We start from the raw sequence: 21,971 nt of genomic DNA on the forward strand, positions 1-21,971 counted from the left end.
GAAATTGCCATGCGCTTTATCACTGAAATCAAAACCTTCGCCGCCCTCGGCAGCGGCGTTATCGGCAGCGGCTGGGTGTCTCGCGCCCTCGCCCACGGCCTGGATGTGGTCGCCTGGGACCCCGCGCCCGGCGCCGAAGCGGCCCTACGCAAGCGCGTCGCCAATGCCTGGGGCGCGTTGGAGAAACAAGGTTTGGCACCGGGTGCGTCTCAAGACCGCCTGCGCTTTGTTACCACCATTGAAGCGTGCGTGAAAGACGCCGACTTCATCCAGGAAAGCGCCCCGGAACGCCTGGAGCTGAAACTTGAACTGCACAGCAAAATCAGCGCGGCGGCCAAGCCGAATGCACTGATTGGGTCGAGTACTTCGGGTCTGTTGCCGAGTGAGTTCTACGAAGGTTCCACCCACCCGGAACGCTGCGTGGTCGGCCACCCGTTCAACCCGGTTTACCTGCTGCCGCTGGTGGAAGTGGTGGGCGGCCAAAACACCGCGCCCGAAGCGATTCAGGCGGCGATCAAGGTGTATGAATCCCTTGGCATGCGCCCGTTGCACGTGCGTAAGGAAGTGCCGGGGTTTATCGCTGACCGCTTGCTCGAAGCGCTGTGGCGTGAGGCGCTGCACCTGGTGAATGACGGCGTGGCGACCACCGGTGAAATCGACGATGCGATCCGCTTTGGCGCCGGCTTGCGCTGGTCGTTCATGGGCACCTTCCTCACCTACACGCTGGCGGGCGGCGATGCCGGTATGCGCCACTTCATGGCGCAGTTCGGCCCGGCGCTGCAGTTGCCGTGGACGTATTTGCCGGCACCGGAGTTGACCGACAAGTTGATCGACGATGTGGTCGATGGCACCAGTGAGCAGTTGGGCACACACAGCATTTCGGCGCTGGAACGCTATCGTGATGATTGCCTGTTGGCGGTGCTTGAGGCGGTGAAGACCACCAAAGCCAAACACGGTATGAGCTTCGCTGAGTAACGGCTGTTGATTTCCTGTGAGAGCGGGCTTGCCTGCGACAGCGGTGTACGACTCACCGCCGCCATCGCAGGCAAGCCCGCTCCCACAGTTGACCGAGTAATGACCTGGAATCCCAGACATGCCTGCATTGACCACCTACACCACCAAAATCCAGCCCGAGTGGGTGGATTACAACGGCCACCTGCGCGATGCGTTCTACCTGCTGATCTTCAGCTACGCCACCGACGCACTGATGGACACCCTGGGTTTGGACAGTGAAAACCGTGAGGCCAGCGGCCATTCACTGTTCACTTTGGAACTGCACCTAAACTACCTGCATGAGGTGAAACTCGGTGCCGAGGTAGAGGTGCGCACTCAGCTGATCGCCCACGATGCCAAGCGTCTGCACCTCTATCACAGTCTGCACTTGGTGGGCGACGAGAAGGAATTGGCGGGCAACGAACAGATGTTGCTGCACGTCGATCTCGCCGGTCCGCATTCGGCGCCGTTTACCGAGGCCACCCTGGCAAAACTCACCGCGATCAGCGCGCAGCAGGCCGAGCTGGCGCGCCCCGCCCTCCTCGGCCGCGTGATTGGATTGCCGCCCAAAAAACAATAAGGAGCCACCATGCAAACCGCCGCCGCTGTTGCCGATTTTCGTACCTACCCAACGATCAGCGACCTCGCCGAGGTGCAGGTGCTGACCGATCAGCTACGCGTGCAATGGGCCGATGGGCGGGTGAGTCCGTTTCATCATCAGTGGCTGCGCGACAACTGCCCGTGCGCGCAATGCGTGTACAGCGTGACCCGCGAGCAGGTGCTCGAGATTGTCGATGTCGACGAACACCTGACTGCCGTCAGCGCGCATATCGATCAGGGATGCCTGAGTGTGCAATGGAGCGGCGGCCATCGCAGCCACTACGATCCGGGCTGGTTGCGGGCCCATGCCTATGACGACGAATCACGCGCCGAACGCCGTGCAGCCAAGCCCGCATCGCAGCGATGGGACAGCACCTTCGCGTTGCCCGTTTTCGACTACGCGGCCGTGATGCAAGACCCGAACATCCTGCTGCAATGGTTGCTGGCCTTGCGTGACTCGGGCCTCACGCAAATCCGTGGCGTGCCCACCGAACCTGGCTCGCTGGCGCTGATCGCCAAGCGCATTTCGTTTATCCGCGAGAGCAACTTCGGTGTGCTGTTCAACGTGCAGTCCAAGGCCGATGCCGACAGCAATGCGTACACCGCTTTCAACCTGCCGTTGCACAGCGATTTGCCAACGCGCGAGCTGCAACCGGGGCTGCAATTTCTGCATTGCCTGGTGAACGAGGCCACGGGCGGCGAGAGCATTTTTGTCGATGGGTTCGCCATCGCCCATGCGCTGCGCACTGAAGACCCCGAGGCGTTTCGCGCGCTGTGTGAAATCCCCGTGGAGTTTCGCAATAAAGACCGTCACAGCGACTATCGCCGCCTGGCGCCGATCATTGCGCTGGATGCCTTGGGTGACGTGGCGGAGATCCGCATGGCCAACTTTCTGCGCGGGCCGTTCGAGGCGCCGGTGGAGCAGATGCCGTTGTTGTATCGCGCGTATCGGCGCTTTATTGCGATGACCCGCGAGGACCGTTTCAGGCTGGTCAAACGGCTGAATCCGGGGGAGTTGTGGTGCTTTGATAACCGCCGCACCTTGCATGCGCGCAATGCGTTTGACCCAGCTTCCGGGGCGCGGCATTTTCAGGGTTGTTACATTGACCGGGATGAGTTGCTGTCCAGGATATTGGTGTTGCAAAGGTAAACCGAGGTGCGCCCTTCGCGAGCAAGCCCGCTCCCACATTGGACTGCGTTCACAATTCAAAATGTGGGAGCGGGCTTGCTCGCGCAGAGGCCAGTGCAATCACCACAAACCCCAGGCAAAAAAAGCCCCGATCAAGCCGTGACTGGATCGGGGCAGAGTGCTTGGTGTGAGCGTGACATCCCGAGGGTGACCAAACCTTCAAGGTGCGTGCCTGGCATTCAGTGTGCCTATTACTTCTTTCGGTAAATGACCCGAAAACGACCTGCTCATAGCCATATGAGCCATTCGTCAATTCTGCCCTTGCCGACCGGCCGGGGGGCTACCAGAATCCCAGTCAGTCCCCGCTCCCTACACCAGGATGAACGTCATGATGCACGCGGATTTGATTGACCAGGATGACCTGCTGGGCCAACTGCGCTCGCTGGGTTTTGAAGTCTCCAGCGGTGCCACCGCCGAGCAGGCTTGCGAGTGCGCGGTACGTGGTTTGAGCGCTGCACGGGCCAAGGCGCTCAAGGGCATGGTGGAACAGATGTACACCGGCAGTGCGACGATCTTGCCGGCGGTGCGCCAGGCGATCGACAAGCAGTTGTTGCCGGCGTTGGTGCAGTTCAAGCAGAACTCTGGCGCCTGATAGATCGCTTTCGCAGGCAAGCCAGCTCCCACATTTGACTGTATTCACAGATCAAAATGTGGGAGCTGGCTTGCCTGCGGTGAAGCCGACTCGGTCTAGAGCCTCACACTCGCAAACGTCGACTCATTCCTGGCCTGGCTCAACGCCGACATCGGCCCGGACAACGGTGACAACACCAGCGCCTGTGGAATCGGCATCATCGCCACTTGCTGGGTGGTGTTGGACCCCACGCGCTCATCGCGCGGCGGAATGCCAAAGTATTCGCGGTAGCACTTGGAGAAGTGCGGCGTGGACACAAACCCGCACACCGAGGCCACTTCGATGATCGACATCGGCGTTTGCTTGAGCAGTTGCCGCGCACGAATCAGGCGCAGCTTCAGGTAATAACGCGACGGCGAGCAGTGCAGGTATTTCTGGAACAGCCGCTCCAACTGACGACGCGACACGGCGACGTACACCGCCAGCTCGTCCAGGTCGATCGGCTCTTCGAGGTTGGCTTCCATCAGCGCGACGATTTCCTGCAGCTTCGGCTGGTTGGTGCCGAGCATGTGCTTGAGCGGCACGCGCTGGTGATCCTGTTCGTTGCGGATGCGTTCGTACACAAACATTTCGGAGATGGCGGCGGACAGTTCACGGCCGTGGTCGCGGCTGATCAGGTGCAGCATCATGTCCAGCGGCGCGGTGCCGCCGGAGCTGGTGAAGCGATTGCGGTCGAGGGTGAACAGGCGCGTGCTCATGGCCACGCGCGGGAAGGCTTCCTGCATCGACGCCAGGCATTCCCAGTGCACGCTGCAATCAAAACCGTCGAGCAAACCGGCGCAGGCCAAGGCCCAACTGCCGGTGCACACCGCGCCAAGACGACGCGACTGACGCGCCTGGCTTTGCAGCCACGACACGTGCTCACGGGTAACGGTACGCTGGATTCCCACGCCGCCGCACACGATCACAGTGTCCAGGGCCGGGGCTTTGTGCATGGAGGCATCGGGGGTGATTTGCAGACCGTCGCTGGCCCACACCTGGTTTCCGTCGACACTCAGGGTTGTCCAGCGATACAGCTCGCGGCCGGACAGCTGGTTGGCCATGCGCAGGGGTTCCACTGCCGAGGCCAGGGAAATCAGCGTGAAATTGTCCAGCAGCAAAAAGCCGATGGATTGAGGCGCACGGTTCTGGGGTTGAGCCCCGGAGTTGAACGACGTCATCGCGGTATCTCCTCACACAAAGCGGGTGATGGCCTCAGGCGAGGCTCTTGTTATTGCGCTCACCCTGGAAAGGAGAGGCTTTGAATTGATAGAGCAAATGCCATGCCTAAAATTGAATGGCCATTCAATAACTCCTGAAAACGACCTGATGACGCGTCTATATAAGCCCGCGTGGGAAGTGCGGGATAGGCCCCGAAAAGGACGTCGGAGCGCGCCCGCTCACAGGGTGTGAGCAGATCGGTAGCACTTGTGGGAAGGCGCTTTGCGGGCGTAGGAAACGTCTGTCACCGCACGCACGGGAACCCGGTGGGCGGACGGGAAATCGTTTGGGGGCTACTTATCTGTTTGCGACGCGCTAAAAGGTGGCGCTTTTGGATCCGGGTGTTCACTTTATGAGCAGTGTTGCTGCATCTAACGCTATCGCAGGCAAGCCAGCTCCCACATTTGGAATGCATTCCCTTGTGGGAGCTGGCTTGCCTGCGATGGCGGTATCACTGGATCAACACTCAACCGCACTCACCGCCAACCCGCCCCGCGAGGTTTCTTTGTACTTGTCGTGCATGTCCGCGCCGGTATCACGCATGGTGCGGATCACCCGGTCCAGGGAGATAAAGTGCTGGCCATCGCCACGCAGGGCCATCTGCGCTGCGTTGATCGCTTTCACCGCCGCAATCGCATTGCGTTCGATGCACGGCACTTGCACCAGCCCGCCCACCGGGTCGCAGGTCAGGCCGAGGTTGTGTTCCAGGCCGATTTCGGCGGCGTTGCACAATTGTTCCGGCGTGGCGCCAAGAATTTCCGCCAGCCCCGCCGCGGCCATGGCGCACGCCGAACCCACTTCACCCTGGCAGCCGACTTCGGCGCCGGAAATCGAGGCGTTCTTTTTGCACAAAATTCCCACGGCCGCCGCGCTGAGCAAATAGTCGACCACGTTGGCTTCGGTGACCTCGTCGCTGAATTTCATGAAGTAGTGCAGCACCGCCGGGATGATCCCCGCCGCGCCATTGGTCGGTGCGGTGACCATGCGCCCACCCGCTGCGTTTTCCTCATTCACCGCCAGGGCGAACAGGTTGACCCACTCCATCGCGCTCAAGGTCGAGCCAATCACGTTCGGCTTGCCCAACTCCTGCAAGCTGCGGTGCAACTTGGCGGCGCGGCGCCGCACGTTCAAGCCACCCGGCAAGATGCCTTCGTGCTTGAGGCCCTGCTCCACGCAATCCTGCATGGCGCGCCAGAGCTTCATCAGGCCGCTGCGGATTTCTTCTTCGCTGCGCCAGGTCTTTTCGTTGGCCAGCATCAACTCGGCCACGCGCAGGTTATGGGTTTTGCACAGCTGCAACAGCTCTACAGCGCTGGAAAAATCATACGGCAGCTCGGTACGGTCCATGTCAGCCACGCCGCTTTGCGCCTGGGCCTGGTCCACCACAAAACCGCCGCCGACCGAATAGTAGGTATCGCGGTGCAGCTCGCCGTCATCGCCGAACACCACAAGGGTCATGGCGTTAGGGTGAAACGGCAGGTTTTCGTCAAGCAGGCGCATGTCGCGCGCCCAGACGAAGGGCACCGGCAGGCGGCCGTCGAGCAAGAGCGTGTCGGTCTCGCGCAGGGTGTGAATACGCAAGCCGATGTGCGCCGGGTCGATTGCGTCCGGCCACTCGCCCATCAGGCCCATGATGGTGGCGGTGTCGCTGCCGTGGCCGATGCCGGTGGCCGACAATGAGCCGTACAGCTGAACTTCAACGCGCCTGACCTGTTCCAACAGTTCACGTTCACGTAATGCCTGGACGAACAACGCCGCGGCGCGCATGGGGCCGACGGTGTGAGAACTAGAAGGCCCGATGCCGATCTTGAACAGGTCGAAAACACTGATAGCCATTGCGGTAGAACTCCTCGATAAGCACGGCCAGGCTTGAACGAGGTGCTACGCTCAGATCGCCCAGATGGCGGCATCATCAAGCTTTTGCTTGCCCTCACGGCGTCTCACACCGACGTAACCATGCTCACCAGCGTCGCTCCCGTGCGATCGGGCGTTTTGGCCGTTTTTAGCGGTGCAGATTGGTAAAAACTGCGGTTTTGCCATTGGAAAAACCTGTAAGCGACGTCACCGACACTGGATACGACCATCCCTGTACTGGATACGACGCCCCCTGTAGGCGTCAGATTTTCACTGGTACATGATCAGTCTCGACTCGTTTGCAAGGCACCGTGCCGTCGCCGCGATGCACGCCCCAACCGCAACACTTATAAAGCGCGGCGAATGCCGCCAGAAAAGACACAGGAGTCTACCCCGATGAAAGGTTCACCCTCGTTGTTGTTGGCCGCCATGCTGAGTCTGCCAGTCCTGGCACACGCTGCAGAACCGGAACAGTGCAAGACCGTCAACTTCTCCGATGTCGGCTGGACCGACATCACCGTGACTACCGCAACCACCAGCGAAGTCCTCAAGGGCCTGGGCTACAAGCCGCGCACCACGATGATTTCGGTACCGGTGACTTACAAGTCACTGGCCGACGGCAAGAACATGGACATCTTCCTCGGCAACTGGATGCCGACCATGGAAAACGACATCAAGCAGTACCGTGATGCCGGCACCGTGGAAACCGTGCGCGCCAACCTGGAAAACGCCAAGTACACCCTGGCGGTCCCGGAGGCGCTGTACAACAAGGGCCTGAAAGACTTCGCCGACATCGTCAAATTCAAGGATGAACTCGGCGGCAAGATCTACGGCATCGAGCCGGGCAACGACGGCAACCGCACCATCCAGACCCTCATCGACAAAGACGCCTTCGGCTTGAAAACCGCCGGCTTCAAAGTGGTCGAGTCCAGCGAAGCCGGGATGCTCTCGCAAGTGGAACGCGCCTCCAAGCGTGACCAGGCCATCGTGTTCCTGGGCTGGGAACCGCACCCGATGAACACCCGCTTCAAGATGAAGTACCTGACCGGTGGCGATGACTCGTTCGGCCCCAACTACGGCCAGGCCACCATCTACACCAACGTTCGCAAGGGCTACACCCAGGAATGCAGCAACGTTGGCCAATTGCTGAAAAACCTGTCGTTCACCTTGAACATGGAAAGCACCCTGATGGGTAACGTCCTCGACGACAAGATGAAGCCCGACGCCGCAGCCAAAGCCTGGCTGAAGAAGAACCCACAAGTGCTCGACACCTGGCTGGCCGGTGTGACCACCGTGGATGGCAAACCCGGTTTGGAGGCGGTCAAAGCTTACCTGGACAAGTAATCGCTGACCCCGGGCCGGTGCGCTGGCCCGGGATGTTTTCCCCTTCGCATGTGGACATTCACTACCATGCTGACTGAACAGAAAATCCCACTAGGCCAGTACATCGCTGCCTTCGTCGAATGGTTGACCCAACACGGCGCCAACTACTTCGACGCAATCGCATCGACCCTGGAAACGATGATCCACGGCGTGACGTTTGCGCTGACCTGGTTCAATCCGCTGGCATTGATCGGTCTGATTGCGCTACTCGCTCACTTCATTCAACGCAAATGGGGCCTGACAGTATTTGTCATCGCCTCCTTCCTGCTGATCCTGAACCTGGGGTACTGGCAGGAAACCATGGAAACCCTCGCGCAGGTGCTGTTCGCCACCCTGGTCTGCGTGGTCATTGGCGTGCCGCTGGGCATTGTTGCCGCGCACAAACCGATGTTCTACACCCTGATGCGGCCGGTGCTCGATCTGATGCAGACCGTGCCGACCTTCGTCTACCTCATCCCTACCCTGACCCTCTTCGGGCTGGGTGTGGTGCCCGGGCTGATTTCCACGGTGGTGTTCGCGATTGCCGCGCCGATCCGCCTCACCTACCTGGGCATCCGCGATGTGCCGCAAGAATTGATGGACGCCGGCAAGGCCTTTGGCTGCTCGCGCCGTCAGTTGCTCTCACGCATTGAACTGCCCCACGCCATGCCGAGCATTGCCGCCGGCATTACCCAATGCATCATGCTGTCGTTGTCGATGGTGGTAATCGCGGCCCTGGTAGGCGCTGACGGCCTCTGCAAGCCGGTGGTCAACGCACTCAACACCGCCGACATCGCCCTGGGCTTTGAAGCCGGCCTGGCAATCGTGTTGCTGGCCATCATGCTCGACCGCATCTGCAAACAACCCGACGCCAAAGTAGGGGGTGATGCATGAGCATTATCCGATTCGACAATGTCGATGTGATCTTCTCCAAAGACCCGCGCGAAGCCCTCAAGCTGCTTGACCAGGGCATGCACCGCAACGAAATCCTGAAAAAGACCGGGCAGATTGTCGGCGTTGAAAAAGCCAGCCTGGACATCGAGAAAGGCGAAATCTGCGTGCTGATGGGCCTGTCCGGTTCCGGCAAATCCAGCTTGCTGCGTTGTATCAATGGCCTCAACACCGTCAGCCGTGGCCAGCTGTTTGTGGAGCATGAAGGTCGCCAGATCGACATTGCGTCGTGCACCCCGGCCGAGCTGAAAATGATGCGCACCAAGCGCATCGCCATGGTGTTCCAGAAGTTCGCATTGATGCCGTGGCTGACGGTGCGTGAAAACATCAGCTTCGGCCTTGAGATGCAGGGCCGTCCGGAGAAAGAACGCCGCGCGCTGGTGGATGAAAAGCTCGAGCTGGTGGGCCTGGCCCAATGGCGTAACAAGAAGCCCGACGAGCTGTCCGGCGGCATGCAGCAGCGCGTCGGCCTGGCCCGCGCGTTGGCAATGGACGCCGATATCCTGCTGATGGACGAACCTTTCTCAGCCCTCGACCCACTCATTCGCCAAGGCCTGCAGGATGAACTGCTGGAGCTGCAACGCAAGCTGAGCAAGACCATTGTGTTCGTGAGCCACGACCTCGATGAGGCGCTCAAATTGGGTAGCCGCATCGCAATCATGAAAGACGGCAAGATCATCCAGTACAGCGTGCCGGAAGAGATCGTGCTGAACCCGGCGGATGACTATGTGCGCACCTTCGTCGCCCATACCAACCCGCTGAACGTGCTGTGCGGCCGCAGCCTGATGCGCACGCTGGACAACTGCACGCGGGTCAACGGCTCGGTGTGCCTCGATCCGGGCGGCGATTCCTGGCTGGACCTGGCCGAAGGCAACACGATCCAGGGCGCCCGCCAGAATGGAGCGGTGATGAACCTGCAGAACTGGGCACCGGGGCAAGCCGTGGAAGGGTTGGGCCGGGTACCGACGCTGGTGGACTCCAATATCGGCATGCGCGATGCGTTGCAGATTCGTTATCACACCGGGAACAAACTGGTGCTGCATAACAACAACCAGGTGGTGGGAATTTTGGGGGACAGCGAGCTTTACCATGCCCTGCTAGGCAAGAACCTGGGCTGAGCAGTGCACAGATCGGCTGAATGAACTGGGTCCTACATTTGACCCCATTCCAATCTTGAAACAGCGGCGCCAGGGAAGGCGCCACTCGGATTAACTATCAGCTATAGACACGGCCAAGGAGCTGCCGATGGCTTTCAAACTGATCGAGCACGTCCCGGGTGATCTGTTCCTGGGTAAAGCCCATCAGGTCGTACTCTTGAGGTCCGTTGTGCAGGTAGACCTCGGCCCGGTAGTAACGTGTGCGCTCTTCTTCGGGCAAGTCGCTCGGTGCCGACGAATACGCATCCAGGCTCACTTCATAGACAAACGGGTTGCCCTCTTCCATCTCGATGCGCACACCGATGCAACGCTTGGATTTGCCCAACAAGGTCTGCACTTCCAGCCCTTGCTCACGCAGCGCCGTCGCCGCCTCTTCCAAGGCCGGCGTTACGTGCTTGTCCATAAAGCGCTGCACGGTGGCCTGGCTCGGTTGCAGGTCCAGGGCAGTCAAACGCTCGCTGAAACCACGGCGGCCACGCTCAGCCAATTGCGCTTGCTCCTGTTCGATGGCCACGTCCTGGCGCATGGCCTTGTGCAAACCGAACATGAACAGAATCAGCACCACCGAGAACGGCAGCCCCGCCAGCACCACCATGGTTTGCATGGCTTCGAAGTTGCCGGCAAACAGCAGGCCGATGGTCACCAGGGTGATCACGACCGACCAGAAGATCCGCAGCCAGTGCGGCGCATCTTCGTCCACATTGCCGCCTTTGCACGACAGGTTGGCCATCATCACCGCGCCGGAATCCGCCGGGGTCAGGAACAACACAAAGCCCACGAAGATCGACACGCCGATCACGATTTTCGACGCAGGGTAATGCTCCAGCAATTGGTAGATGGCCATCGACGGTTGTTCCAGCGCCGTCTTGCCCAACTCCACGGCACCGTGGTTGAGCACCAGGTCCAGCGCCGAGTTACCGAAGATCGACAACCACGCCAAGGTGAAGCCCAGCGGGATCAGCAGCACGCCGGCCACCAGTTCACGCACGGTGCGGCCACGGGAAATACGCGCGATGAACATGCCCACAAACGGCGCCCAGGAAATCCACCAGGCCCAGTAGAACAGCGTCCACAGGCCCATCCAGCGCTCGGTTTTGTCGGCGTCGCCTTCGTACACATACAGGTCGAAGGTTTTCAGCACGATACCGTTGAGGTAGTCGCCGGTGTTCTGCACCAAGCCATTGAGCAGGTGCAGGGTGGGGCCGAACAGCAGCACAAAGATCAGCAAGCCGCTGAACAGCACGATGTTGAGGTTGGAGAGGCGGCGAATGCCGTTCTCCACACCCGACACGGCAGCGATGGTCGCTACGGTGCTCATCACGATGATCACGATCAACAGGTTGGTGTTGCTGTGCGCCATGCCGAACAGGTTTTCAAGCCCGGACGACACTTGCATCGAACCAATCCCCAGGTTGGTCACCAGGCCCAGCAGGGTCACGAACATGCCGAAACCGTCCACCGCGTGGCCGGCCGCGCCCTTCACCCAACGCTCGCCCACCAGCGGGTACAGCGCCGAACGCAAGGCCAGCGGCTGGTTGTGGCGATACGCGAAGTACGCCACGGCCAGGCCGACCAAGGCATAGATCGCCCAGCCGTGCAGGCCCCAGTGCAGGAACGTCAGTTGCAACGCCTGGCGTGCCGCGCCATTGCTGGCGGCCGTGCCTTCGGGCGGGTTGAAGTAGTGGTCCAAAGGCTCCGAGGCACCAAAGTACAACAGCGAGATGCCGATGCCCGACGAGAACAGCATGCCGGCCCAGGCGCCGTAGCTGAAGTCCGGGGTGTCGTCCTTGCTGCCCAGTTTCAACTTGCCGTAGGACGAAAACGCCAGGCCGACCACAAACACGAGGTAGGCAGCGATGACCACCATGTAGTACCAGCCGAAGCTTTTCGACAGCCATGCCTGTGCTACGCCGAGCATGCGCCCGGCCTCCTGCGGGGCGATGATCAGAATGGCGGTCAACAACAGAATGAGCGCGGTGGAGGTGTAGAACACCCAACCGTTGACCCGGACCTTTTCCGGCGGGGTCTTTATAAGAGAGGCAGAACTCATGGCGCAGATGCTCCAGGCAGTGCGAGAGAGAAACACAAGGCAACGGTTATCCCGGGACATCGATTTTTCGGCAGTCGACGGACGGGTGTTATAAAGACACCCCGAAAATTCTTGAGCCGCGCCGAAGCAGTGGCCAGGCCCTGATACGGCCTGTTTCAAGGGTTTTTGCAGGTGTCAGAGGCAGTGGCTCACAGGTAGGAAATATCTGCAGGTCGCGACCATTTGTCGCAGAGCTTATTCTTTGTTGATTGAACGTTCAATCAAAACAAAATAGACTGGCCTTCAAGCCGACGGACGTTTATCGCCCACCGGCAGGCCTAAGGAGAGGTGCTACATGCCCAAGGTCGGTATGCAACCCATACGCCGCCAGCAGTTGATCGAAGCCACCTTGACGGCCATCGATCAGGTCGGAATGGGAGATGCCAGCATTGCGCTGATCGCCCGTTTGGCCGGCGTCTCGAACGGCATCATCAGTCACTACTTTCAGGACAAGAATGGCCTGATCGCCGCGACGATGCGGTACTTGATGAATGTGCTGATCGAGAACGTCCACGAACGCCGGCAAGCGTTAAAAGACGACAGCCCCCGTGCCCACCTGCAGGTGATCATCGGCGGCAACTTCGACGCCAGCCAAGTCAACGGCCCGGCGATGAAAACCTGGCTGGCCTTCTGGGCAACCAGCATGCACCACCCGTCATTGCACAGGCTGCAGCGGATCAACGATCACCGTCTGTATTCCAACCTGTGCTGCCAGTTTCGCCGAGTGCTGCCGCTGGAAGATGCACGCAGCGCAGCCCGGGGCCTGGCGGCTTTGATCGACGGTTTGTGGTTGCGCGGCGCCCTGTCGGGAGACGCTTTCGACACGGAGCAGGCGCAACGGATCGCTTACGAATACATGGATTTCCAATTGGCCAAGCAGGTGAGTTAGAGCACACATAACCGCTCAACCCCTGAACGTCTGCCGCTCAGTGTTGCCAGAAACCCCATGGCTCACCGGCGGCGGGTAACGCCAACCACTTATGCACTTGCGAGGACTTTATGGCCCGTTTCGAACTGCAAAAACTCTACATTGACGGCGGCTACAGCGACGCTGGCAGCGATGCCACCTTCGAAGCCATCAACCCGGCTAACGGTGAAGTTCTCGCCCAAGTGCAACGTGCTACCAAGGAAGACGTTGAACGTGCCGTGGTCAGCGCCGAAAAAGGCCAGAAAATCTGGGCCGCGATGACCGCCATGGAGCGTTCGCGCATCCTGCGCCGTGCCGTCGACATCCTGCGTGAGCGCAACGATGAGCTGGCCGCGCTGGAAACCCTGGACACCGGTAAAGCCTTCTCCGAAACCCAATACGTCGACATCGTCACCGGCGCCGACGTGCTGGAATACTACGCAGGCCTGGTGCCGGCCATCGAAGGCGAGCAGATCCCACTGCGCGATACCTCGTTCGTCTACACCCGCCGCGAGCCGCTGGGCGTGGTCGCCGGTATCGGCGCGTGGAACTACCCGATCCAGATCGCCCTGTGGAAATCCGCACCGGCCCTGGCTGCCGGTAACGCGATGATCTTCAAGCCAAGCGAAGTCACCTCGCTGACCACCCTGAAACTCGCCGAGATCTACACCGAAGCTGGCGTGCCGGCTGGCGTGTTCAACGTCCTGACCGGCAGCGGCCGTGAAGTCGGCACCTGGCTGACCGAGCACCCGCGCATCGAGAAAGTCTCGTTCACCGGCGGCACCGACACCGGCAAGAAAGTCATGGCCAGCGCTTCGAGCTCTTCGCTCAAAGAAGTGACCATGGAACTGGGCGGCAAGTCGCCGCTGATCGTGTTCGAAGACGCCGACCTGGATCGCGCGGCCGACATCGCGATGATGGCCAACTTCTACAGCTCCGGCCAGGTCTGCACCAATGGCACTCGTGTCTTTGTGCCTAAGCACCTGCAGGCAGCCTTCGAAGCCAAGATCGTTGAGCGTGTTGCGCGCATCCGCATTGGCGACCCGCAAGACGAGAACACCAACTTCGGCCCGCTGGTCAGCTTCGCCCACATGGAAAGCGTGCTCGGCTACATCGCCAAAGGTAAGGAAGAAGGCGCCCGCGTCCTGTGCGGCGGCGACCGTCTGACCGATGGCAACTTTGCCAAAGGCGCCTACGTGGCCCCGACCGTGTTCACCGACTGCACCGACGAGATGACCATCGTCCGTGAAGAAATCTTCGGCCCAGTGATGAGCATCCTCACTTACGAGACCGAAGAAGAAGTGATCCGCCGCGCCAACGACACCGACTTCGGCCTGGCTGCTGGCCTGGTCACCAAAGACCTGAACCGCGCTCACCGCGTGATTCATCAGTTGGAAGCGGGTATCTGCTGGATCAACGCCTGGGGCGAATCCGACGCCAAGATGCCGGTCGGTGGCTACAAGCAGTCCGGTGTGGGCCGTGAGAACGGCATCAGCTCGCTGAACAACTTCACCCGCATCAAATCGGTACAGGTTGAGCTGGGCGACTACGCCTCGGTGTTCTAACACCCAAGCGTTGGATTGCCTGCGAGGCCGCCATCGGGGGCAAGCCCCCTCCCACATTTGGCATGCAGTCCCCTGTGGGAGGGGGCTTGCCCCCGATGAGGCCCGACCTGACCACACTTCAAAGAGGGTGCATTTATGTCCCAAGAATACGATTACATCATTGTGGGTGCCGGCTCCGCCGGTAACACCCTGGCGACCCGTCTGACCGAAGACGAAGGCGTCACCGTCCTGCTGCTGGAAGCCGGCGGCCCGGATTACCGTTTTGACTTCCGTACCCAAATGCCGGCCGCGCTGGCGTTCCCGCTGCAAGGCCGTCGCTACAACTGGGCCTACGAAACCGATCCAGAGCCACACATGGACGGTCGCCGGATGGAATGCGGTCGCGGCAAGGGCCTGGGCGGCTCCTCGCTGATCAACGGCATGTGCTACATCCGTGGCAACGCGATGGACTACGACAACTGGTCGAAGCTGCCAGGTCTGGAAAACTGGACTTACCTCGACTGCCTGCCGTATTTCCGTAAAGCCGAAACCCGCGACATCGGCCCGAACGACTACCACGGTGGCGACGGCCCGGTCAGCGTGACCACGCCTAAAGCCGGCAACAACCCACTGTTCCACGCCATGGTTGAAGCCGGCGTGCAGGCCGGTTACCCGCGCACCGACGACTTGAACGGCTACCAGCAAGAAGGCTTCGGCCCGATGGACCGTACCGTCACGCCTAAAGGCCGTCGCGCCAGCACCGCACGCGGTTACCTGGACACGGCTAAAAAGCGTTCGACCCTGACCATCGTCACCCACGCCCTCACCGACAAAGTCTTGTTTGAAGGCAAGCGTGCCGTTGGCGTGCGTTACCTGATCGGCGCCGCCGAAGAGCGCGTTGAAGCCCGTGCGCGTAAAGAAGTATTGGTGTGCAGCGGCGCAATCGCGTCGCCGCAACTGCTGCAACGCTCCGGCGTCGGCCCGGCCAAGCTGCTCGAAAGCCTCGACATCCCGGTGGTTCACGACCTGCCAGGCGTCGGCGAAAACCTGCAGGACCACCTTGAGCTGTACCTGCAATATGCCTGCACCCAGCCAGTGTCGCTGTACCCGTCGCTGCTCTGGTACAACCAACCGGCCATCGGTGCCGAGTGGCTGTTCAACGGCACTGGCATCGGCGCCAGCAACCAGTTCGAGGCCGGCGGATTTATCCGTTCGCGTCCGGAATTCGAATGGCCGAACATCCAGTACCACTTTCTGCCGGTGGCGATTAACTACAACGGCAGCAACGGTGTGAAAGAGCACGGTTTCCAGGCGCACATGGGTTCCATGCGTTCGCCAAGCCGTGGCCGCGTGCAATTGAAGTCGAAGAACCCACGGGATTACCCGAGCATCCTCTTCAACTACATGGCCACCGAGCAGGACTGGCAGGAATTCCGTGACGGCATCCGCCTGACCCGTGAAATCATGCAACAGCCGGCGCTGGACCAATACCGTGGCCGCGAAATCAGCCCGGGTATTGAAGTGCAAACCGATGAGCAACTCGACAAGTTCATCCGCGAGCACGCCGAAACCGCGTTCCACCCGTCCTGCTCGTGCAAGATGGGCACCGACGAGATGGCTGTAGTGGATGGCGAAGGCCGTGTGCATGGCATGCAGGGTCTGCGCGTTGTGGATGCGTCGATCATGCCGATCATCACCACCGGTAACCTGAACGCGCCGACGATCATGATCGCCGAAAAAATCGCCGACAAGATCCGTGGCCGTCAGCCGCTGCCGCGCAGCACTGCGGATTACTACGTGGCAGGCGATGCGCCGGTGCGTGGCAAGCCGATGCGTGAAGTGGGCCCGACCGCGCAGTAACTGATACACCGCGGCGCTCCTATCGGGGGCAAGCCCCCTCCCACACTTGATCGGGTGCACAGGGTCAAAATGTGGGAGGGGGCTTGCCCCCGATAGGGCCCGACCAGACGCTGCAAAACCGCTTTCCTTGATCAGCTCCCAGCCCAGGCCTACTCTATTTGCCTGCCCGCGCCGAGCCGCCCACAAGGAAGGCCCCATGTTCGACCACCACGCCACCCTCAAAAAACACTTCAGTGCCCTGCGCACCACCGCCGACTTCTTCTCCCTGCGCTACGTGCGCGAGTCCGGCCAGTACCTCTCAGTGCGCAAAAACGTCGCCGAGCCGCCACACCTGAACCACGACGAGGGCGCCATGCTCACCGTGCGTCTGAACGGCGTGGAAGCCTACGCCGCCACCAACGATATCTCCCTTGCCGGCCTGCAAGCCGCCCTTGAGCGCGCTGAACAGCAAGCCCGGCGAATCTTGCCCCACGCCCTGCTCGACCTGCACACGCAGCCGGTCTCCAGTGACGTCGCCGACTACCTATCACCGGACCTCGACCAGCCCTTCCCGTCCTTGAGCGACTGCTACCAATTGCTGGGCGATGAGTCTGCCAGCGTGCCCAAGGACGAGCGTCTGGTCAGTTGGGAAGTCAGCCTGGGCACCACCCGCGTGGAGCAGATCTACCTCAACAGCGCCGGTGCCGAACTGCGCCAGGCTCAGCGTTTCGTCTACCCGGGCCTGAGCGTCACCGCGTTTGACGGCAACGACAGCCAGACCCGCACCCTGGGCGGCACCAACTTCGGCCAGCAAGGCAGTGCGAACGTGATTCGCCGCTTCGGCCTGGCCGGCGCCGCCCGCCAAGTGGCCGACGAAGCCCTGCAACTGCTGCTCGCGCCCAATACACCAAACGGCCCGCGTGATCTGCTGCTGATGCCCGACCAGATGATCCTGCAGATCCACGAGTCCATCGGTCACCCGCTGGAACTGGACCGCATCCTCGGCGACGAGCGTAACTACGCCGGCACCAGTTTCGTGAAGGTCAGTGACTTCGGCCACCTGCAATACGGCTCGCCCTTGCTCAACGTCACGTTCGACCCGGACATCCCCGAGCAGCTCGCCAGCTACAGCCATGACGACGACGGCACCCGCGCCACCAAGCAGTTCCTGATCCGCGACGGTCTGCTGCTCAAACCATTGGGCGGCGCGCTGTCGCAATTTCGCTCGGGGCTCGGCGGGGTCGCTAACAGCCGCGCGTGCAGCTGGAACCGCGCGCCGATCGACCGCATGGCCAACTTGAACATCGAGGCCGGCGACAAAACCCAGGCCGAACTCGTTAGCGGCATCGAGCATGGCATTCTGATGAGCACCAACCGCTCATGGTCCATTGATGATGCGCGCAATAAATTCCAGTTCGGCTGCGAGTGGGGCCATCTGATCGAAAACGGCGAGCTTAAAGGCGTGGTGAAGAACCCCAACTACCGTGCGATTTCCGCGCAGTTCTGGCGCAAGCTCAGCGCCGTCGGCGACGCCAGCACCTTCAAGGTGCTGGGCACGCCGAATTGCGGCAAAGGCGAGCCCAACCAAGTGATTCGCGTGGGTCACGCGTCACCGGCGTGTGTGTTCAGTGATGTCGACGTATTTGGGGGAGATGCCTGATGAACAACTTCAAGGCACTGGTGAACTGGCTCAAGCAGGCCATCACCGACAAGGAACAGTTTCACCTCGGCTACGCAGACGAATCATCCGAGTTCGTACGCTTCAACCACGCCCAGGTGCGCCAGGCCGGCCAGGTGCAACAGGCCAGCCTCAACCTCAAGTTGATCAACGACGGCCGCCACGCCGACCTCGGCATTACCCTGGCCGGTGAGCCGGAACTGGACCGCCAGCGCCTCGCCCATGGCCTACAACAACTGCGCGAAACCTTGCCTTTACTGCCACAGGACCCGTACCTGCTGCTGAACCACAACGCCTGGCAAAGCCATAACGAGCAGTTACGGCCGCTGCCGGAACTGGCCCAGGTGTTGGAAGACATCAGCCAGGCCGCAGAAGGTGTGGACCTGGTCGGCTTTTACGCTGCTGGCCCGATCAGCCGTGGGTTCGCCAGTTCCGACGGCGCGTTCGGCTGGCACCAGGCCAACAGTTTCAACTTCGATTTCAGCCTGTTCCACGCCAATGGCGAAGCGGTCAAAGCCAGCTACGCCGGGCACACTTGGAACAGCGCCGAATTCGCCGCACGCTTCCAGCAGGCGCGCGAGCAACTGGCGTTTCTTGGGCGCCCGCTGCACCAGCTCGCCCCTGGGCAGTACCGCGCCTACCTGGCCCCTGCGGCGCTGGAAGAAATCATCAGCATCATCACCTGGGGCGGGTTTTCCGCTCAGGCCATCGCCAGCAAAGCCAGCTCGTTGCAAAAGCTGTATGCCGGTGAGCAGTCGTTGAGCCCATTGGTAAAAGTCGATGAGCAGATCAGCGGCTCGCTGAGCCAGGCGTTCTCCACCGAAGGCTACCCGCGCGGGGACGTCACGCTGATCAACGCGGGCAAAGCCGAGGGCCAGTTGATCAACTCGCGCAGCGCCGCCGAATACGGCCTGAGCACCAACGGCGCCAGCAGCGACGAGTCGCCCAGCGCCTTGCAGATGGCCGCGGGCAGCCTCGCCCAGGCCGATATTCTCAAGCAACTGGGCACCGGGCTGTACATCAGCAACCTGTGGTACTTGAACTACTCCGACCTGCCGGCCGCCCGCCTGACCGGCATGACGCGCTTTGCCACCTTCTGGGTGGAAGACGGCGAGATCAAGGCGCCGGTCAGCACCATGCGTTTTGATGACAGCGTCTATCAGTTGCTCGGTTCACAGCTGGAAGCGCTGACGGCTGAGCGGGAGTTGCTGTTGTCGGCCAGTACGTATAGCCAGCGCAATACCGCGTCCAACTTGTTGCCAGGCGCGTTGGTCAAACGCCTGACTCTCACCCTGTAAACACCAGCACCCCCCTGTGGGAGCGGGCTTGCTCGCGAATACGGTGTATCAGTCGACCTATCTGTTAACTGACACTCCGTATTCGCGAGCAAGCCCGCTCCCACAGGGGGTTTCGCTGATTTCATACATCACTGCTCCACCCCCTCCTACTGTCATTTCCCTTCTTCGCCGCCCGCGAACACGGCCGGTTGTCGCCCGTAAAAAACCTCGTTATAACGGTTAGTGGCACCCCGCCACTAACCCCACGTGTGCGCACGTGATGCATGACCTTGCCTGGATTGGGCAAGCTGGAGCGTTGACATGGACCATGGAAGTTTTGTCATAGAAGGGCTGTTCAAACACTACAACGTTCACGTTGAGCAGCTCGGTAACGATTCGGAAAAGAAAACCGTCCTGATGGTCAATGGGGCACTGTCCACCACCCGCTCCTTCGCCCGCACCAGCAAATGCCTGGCGGAACACTTCAATGTGCTGCTGTTCGATCTGCCGTTCTCCGGCCTTTCGCGCGAGCACAACAGTAACCTTGACCTGGTCACCAAGGACGACGAAGTCCAAATCCTGCGTGCCCTGGTGGAACGTTTCCAGGTCAGCCACCTGGTGTCGGCCTCCTGGGGCGGCATCTCCACGCTGCTGACCCTGGCGCACAACCCGCCCTCTATCGAAAGCTCGGTGGTGATGGCCCTGGCGCCCAACCTCAACCAGGCCATGCTTGACTATGTGGAGCGCGTGCGCGTGTTGATCGAAGCGGATGACAAGTCCGCCGTCGGTCACCTGCTCAACGAGACGGTCGGCAAATACCTGTCACCCAGGCTCAAGCGCAATAACCATCGGCACCTGTCGAACATGGCCACCACCGAGTACCGCCAGGCGCGCTTTCATATCCACCAGGTGCTGGGGCTGGGCGATGGCAACTACTTGCCGGCGCTCACGCAGATCGAAACACCGGTGCATTTCATCAACGGCGCGCTGGATGAGTACACCCCGGCAACGGAGGCCCGGCTGTTCAAACAATATGTGGGCCGCAGCACGTTCGCCGTCGCCGAACACACCGGCCACTTGCTCGACCTTGAATCCCGCGAGGCTGCGCTGGCGGTGCACCGTGCGCTGCTGGATTACCTCGTCAGAGAGCACGCGACATTGTCAGATTTAGACGAACCGCCAGTGGGAAAAGGAGCGACGGATGGCGCATAATCGCCGACACATAGCCTGCTAACAAAAAGGTAGCTCATGCCCAATCGCGCCCCTCTCGACGCCAAGACCGCCCGCTGGCTCCCCTGGGTGGTGGCGATTGCCTTCTTCATGCAGTCGCTGGATGGGACGATTCTCAACACCGCACTGCCGGCCATGGCCCGGGACCTCGCGGAAAACCCGCTGCGCATGCAAGGCGTGGTGATTGCTTACATGCTCACCGTCGCCTTGCTGATCCCGGCCTCGGGTTGGGTCGCCGACCGCTTCGGCACCAAAAAAATCTTCTTTGGCGCGATCATGCTGTTCAGCATTGGCTCGCTGCTGTGTGCCCTGTCCAGCAGCTTGACCATGCTGGTGGGCGCGCGGGTCATCCAGGGCTTGGGCGGCGCGCTGATGCTGCCGGTGGGGCGACTGGTCGTCTTACGCGCTTATCCGCGCTCCGAACTGGTGCGGATCATGGGCTTCATTACCATTCCCGGCCTGCTCGGCCCATTGCTCGGCCCGACCATGGGCGGCTGGATGGTGCAATACCTGACCTGGCACTGGATCTTCCTGATCAACCTGCCGGTGGGCATGATCGGATGCTACGCCGTGTGGAAACTCATCCCCGACTTGCGCGGCAGCGAGCGCACGCGTTTCGACAGCGTGGGGTTCGTGCTGTTTGGCGCGGCGATGGTGCTGATCACCATCGCCATGGAGGGCCTGGGCGAATTGCACTTGCCGCATTTGCGCGTGATGTTGCTGCTGTTCGGCGGGCTGGCGTGCCTGGCGGCGTATTGGCTGCGCGCCGGGCATATCGACAACCCGCTGTTCTCGCCGGTGCTATTCAAGACGCGCACCTTTGCTGTGGGCATTCTCGGCAACCTGTTCGCCCGCCTGGGCAGCGGCGCATTGCCGTTCCTGGTGCCGCTGCTGTTGCAGGTGGCGCTCGGTTACTCGCCGTCCGAAGCCGGGATGAGCATGCTGCCCCTGGCGGCGGCGGCGATGTTTGCCAAGTCCATCGCCCGGCCGCTGATCGAGCGCCTGGGCTACCGCGTGGTGCTGACCGGCAACACCCTGGCGCTGGGCATCATGCTGGCGAGCATGGGCCTGGTCAGCGAGCAGACGCCCTATCCGCTTCTACTGGTAATGCTGGCGGTGCTGGGTGCGATCAACTCCTTGCAGTTCACCGCAATGAACACCGTCACCCTGATCGACCTCGACGACGCCCAGGCCAGCAGCGGCAACAGTTTGCTCTCGGTGGTGGCGCAGTTGTCCCTGAGCCTTGGGGTGGCGTGCGCCGGTGCGCTGCTGGGTGGTTTCACCGCTGAAGTAGGCAACGATGGAGTCGACACCGTGCTCGGCGCGTTCCAATTGACCTTCGTCACCGTGGGCATCATGGCGATGCTGGCGGCGGCGATCTTCCTGCAATTGTCGCCAAAAGACGGCAAACGCGTGGTCAGCCGTGAGCACGACATTGAGCATTAGCAGCAGCCGCAAGCGTCAAACTGT

The 21,971-nt window shown here is 61.0% G+C and carries 17 protein-coding genes; 14 read left to right on the forward strand and 3 right to left on the reverse strand.

Going from position 1 to position 21,971, the window contains the following annotated elements:
- The first annotated feature begins 9 nt into the window (after positions 1 to 9).
- From AACW30_RS00430 to AACW30_RS00445, 4 genes are all read left to right on the forward strand, one after another.
- Complete coding sequence (locus AACW30_RS00430; RefSeq protein WP_119737551.1) at positions 10 to 975, forward strand: L-carnitine dehydrogenase; 966 nt, start codon at positions 10 to 12, stop codon at positions 973 to 975.
- Between the two features lie 118 nt (positions 976 to 1,093).
- Positions 1,094 to 1,573, forward strand: a complete 480-nt coding sequence (locus AACW30_RS00435) for a thioesterase family protein (protein ID WP_200622101.1) — start codon at positions 1,094 to 1,096, stop codon at positions 1,571 to 1,573.
- A 9-nt stretch (positions 1,574 to 1,582) separates the two neighbouring features.
- The gene (locus AACW30_RS00440) at positions 1,583 to 2,743 is read left to right on the forward strand and encodes a gamma-butyrobetaine dioxygenase (protein WP_179609933.1); all 1,161 of its coding nucleotides are present in this window, start codon (positions 1,583 to 1,585) and stop codon (positions 2,741 to 2,743) included.
- 367 nt (positions 2,744 to 3,110) lie between these two features.
- Entirely contained in the window at positions 3,111 to 3,374 is a 264-nt protein-coding gene (locus AACW30_RS00445; RefSeq protein WP_106575603.1) for a hypothetical protein, read from the forward strand.
- Positions 3,375 to 3,469: 95 nt separating this feature from the next.
- Here the strand turns inward: AACW30_RS00445 and AACW30_RS00450 are convergent, their stop codons facing one another.
- Entirely contained in the window at positions 3,470 to 4,573 is a 1,104-nt protein-coding gene (locus AACW30_RS00450; RefSeq protein WP_005792167.1) for a GlxA family transcriptional regulator, read from the reverse strand.
- A 499-nt stretch (positions 4,574 to 5,072) separates the two neighbouring features.
- Positions 5,073 to 6,449 (reverse strand): L-serine ammonia-lyase, encoded by a 1,377-nt coding sequence (locus AACW30_RS00455; protein ID WP_124418628.1) that lies wholly within the window; start codon positions 6,447 to 6,449, stop codon positions 5,073 to 5,075.
- Between the two features lie 414 nt (positions 6,450 to 6,863).
- Here AACW30_RS00455 and AACW30_RS00460 point away from each other — a divergent pair, with 414 nt between their 5' ends.
- The 3 genes from AACW30_RS00460 (at position 6,864) to choV (ending at position 9,898) form a co-directional block, all read left to right on the forward strand.
- Positions 6,864 to 7,811: a choline ABC transporter substrate-binding protein gene (locus AACW30_RS00460; RefSeq protein WP_106575605.1), complete on the forward strand. Its 948-nt coding sequence runs from the start codon at positions 6,864 to 6,866 to the stop codon at positions 7,809 to 7,811.
- A 66-nt stretch (positions 7,812 to 7,877) separates the two neighbouring features.
- Complete coding sequence (choW, locus tag AACW30_RS00465) at positions 7,878 to 8,723, forward strand: choline ABC transporter permease subunit (protein ID WP_200622103.1); 846 nt, start codon at positions 7,878 to 7,880, stop codon at positions 8,721 to 8,723.
- The gene (gene choV / locus AACW30_RS00470; protein WP_106575606.1) at positions 8,720 to 9,898 is read left to right on the forward strand and encodes a choline ABC transporter ATP-binding protein; all 1,179 of its coding nucleotides are present in this window, start codon (positions 8,720 to 8,722) and stop codon (positions 9,896 to 9,898) included. The genes choW and choV overlap by 4 nt, the downstream gene beginning before the upstream one ends.
- Positions 9,899 to 9,995: 97 nt before the next feature.
- Here the strand turns inward: choV and AACW30_RS00475 are convergent, their stop codons facing one another.
- Entirely contained in the window at positions 9,996 to 11,930 is a 1,935-nt protein-coding gene (locus tag AACW30_RS00475; RefSeq protein ID WP_237266762.1) for a BCCT family transporter, read from the reverse strand.
- A gap of 391 nt (positions 11,931 to 12,321) precedes the next feature.
- Here AACW30_RS00475 and betI point away from each other — a divergent pair, with 391 nt between their 5' ends.
- The 7 genes from betI to mdtD all read left to right on the forward strand — a co-directional run bounded on the left by betI (position 12,322) and on the right by mdtD (position 21,947).
- Positions 12,322 to 12,915, forward strand: coding sequence for a transcriptional regulator BetI (gene betI / locus AACW30_RS00480; protein ID WP_106575608.1), 594 nt, complete (start codon positions 12,322 to 12,324; stop codon positions 12,913 to 12,915).
- A 110-nt stretch (positions 12,916 to 13,025) separates the two neighbouring features.
- On the forward strand, positions 13,026 to 14,498 hold the full coding sequence (gene betB / locus AACW30_RS00485) for a betaine-aldehyde dehydrogenase (RefSeq protein ID WP_106575609.1): 1,473 nt from the start codon (positions 13,026 to 13,028) through the stop codon (positions 14,496 to 14,498).
- A gap of 135 nt (positions 14,499 to 14,633) precedes the next feature.
- Positions 14,634 to 16,337, forward strand: coding sequence for a choline dehydrogenase (gene betA / locus AACW30_RS00490; protein WP_119737535.1), 1,704 nt, complete (start codon positions 14,634 to 14,636; stop codon positions 16,335 to 16,337).
- Between the two features lie 196 nt (positions 16,338 to 16,533).
- Complete coding sequence (locus tag AACW30_RS00495; protein WP_200622105.1) at positions 16,534 to 17,976, forward strand: TldD/PmbA family protein; 1,443 nt, start codon at positions 16,534 to 16,536, stop codon at positions 17,974 to 17,976.
- Entirely contained in the window at positions 17,976 to 19,292 is a 1,317-nt protein-coding gene (locus AACW30_RS00500; protein ID WP_200622107.1) for a TldD/PmbA family protein, read from the forward strand. The genes AACW30_RS00495 and AACW30_RS00500 overlap by 1 nt, the downstream gene beginning before the upstream one ends.
- A 300-nt stretch (positions 19,293 to 19,592) precedes the next feature.
- Positions 19,593 to 20,483, forward strand: coding sequence for an alpha/beta fold hydrolase (locus AACW30_RS00505; RefSeq protein WP_200622109.1), 891 nt, complete (start codon positions 19,593 to 19,595; stop codon positions 20,481 to 20,483).
- Between the two features lie 36 nt (positions 20,484 to 20,519).
- The gene (gene mdtD, locus AACW30_RS00510; RefSeq protein WP_119737527.1) at positions 20,520 to 21,947 is read left to right on the forward strand and encodes a multidrug transporter subunit MdtD; all 1,428 of its coding nucleotides are present in this window, start codon (positions 20,520 to 20,522) and stop codon (positions 21,945 to 21,947) included.
- The last annotated feature ends 24 nt before the right edge of the window (positions 21,948 to 21,971 follow it).

Origin of the sequence: Pseudomonas sp. MF6747 (assembly GCF_963890955.1) — a bacterium.
Taxonomy (GTDB): domain Bacteria; phylum Pseudomonadota; class Gammaproteobacteria; order Pseudomonadales; family Pseudomonadaceae; genus Aquipseudomonas.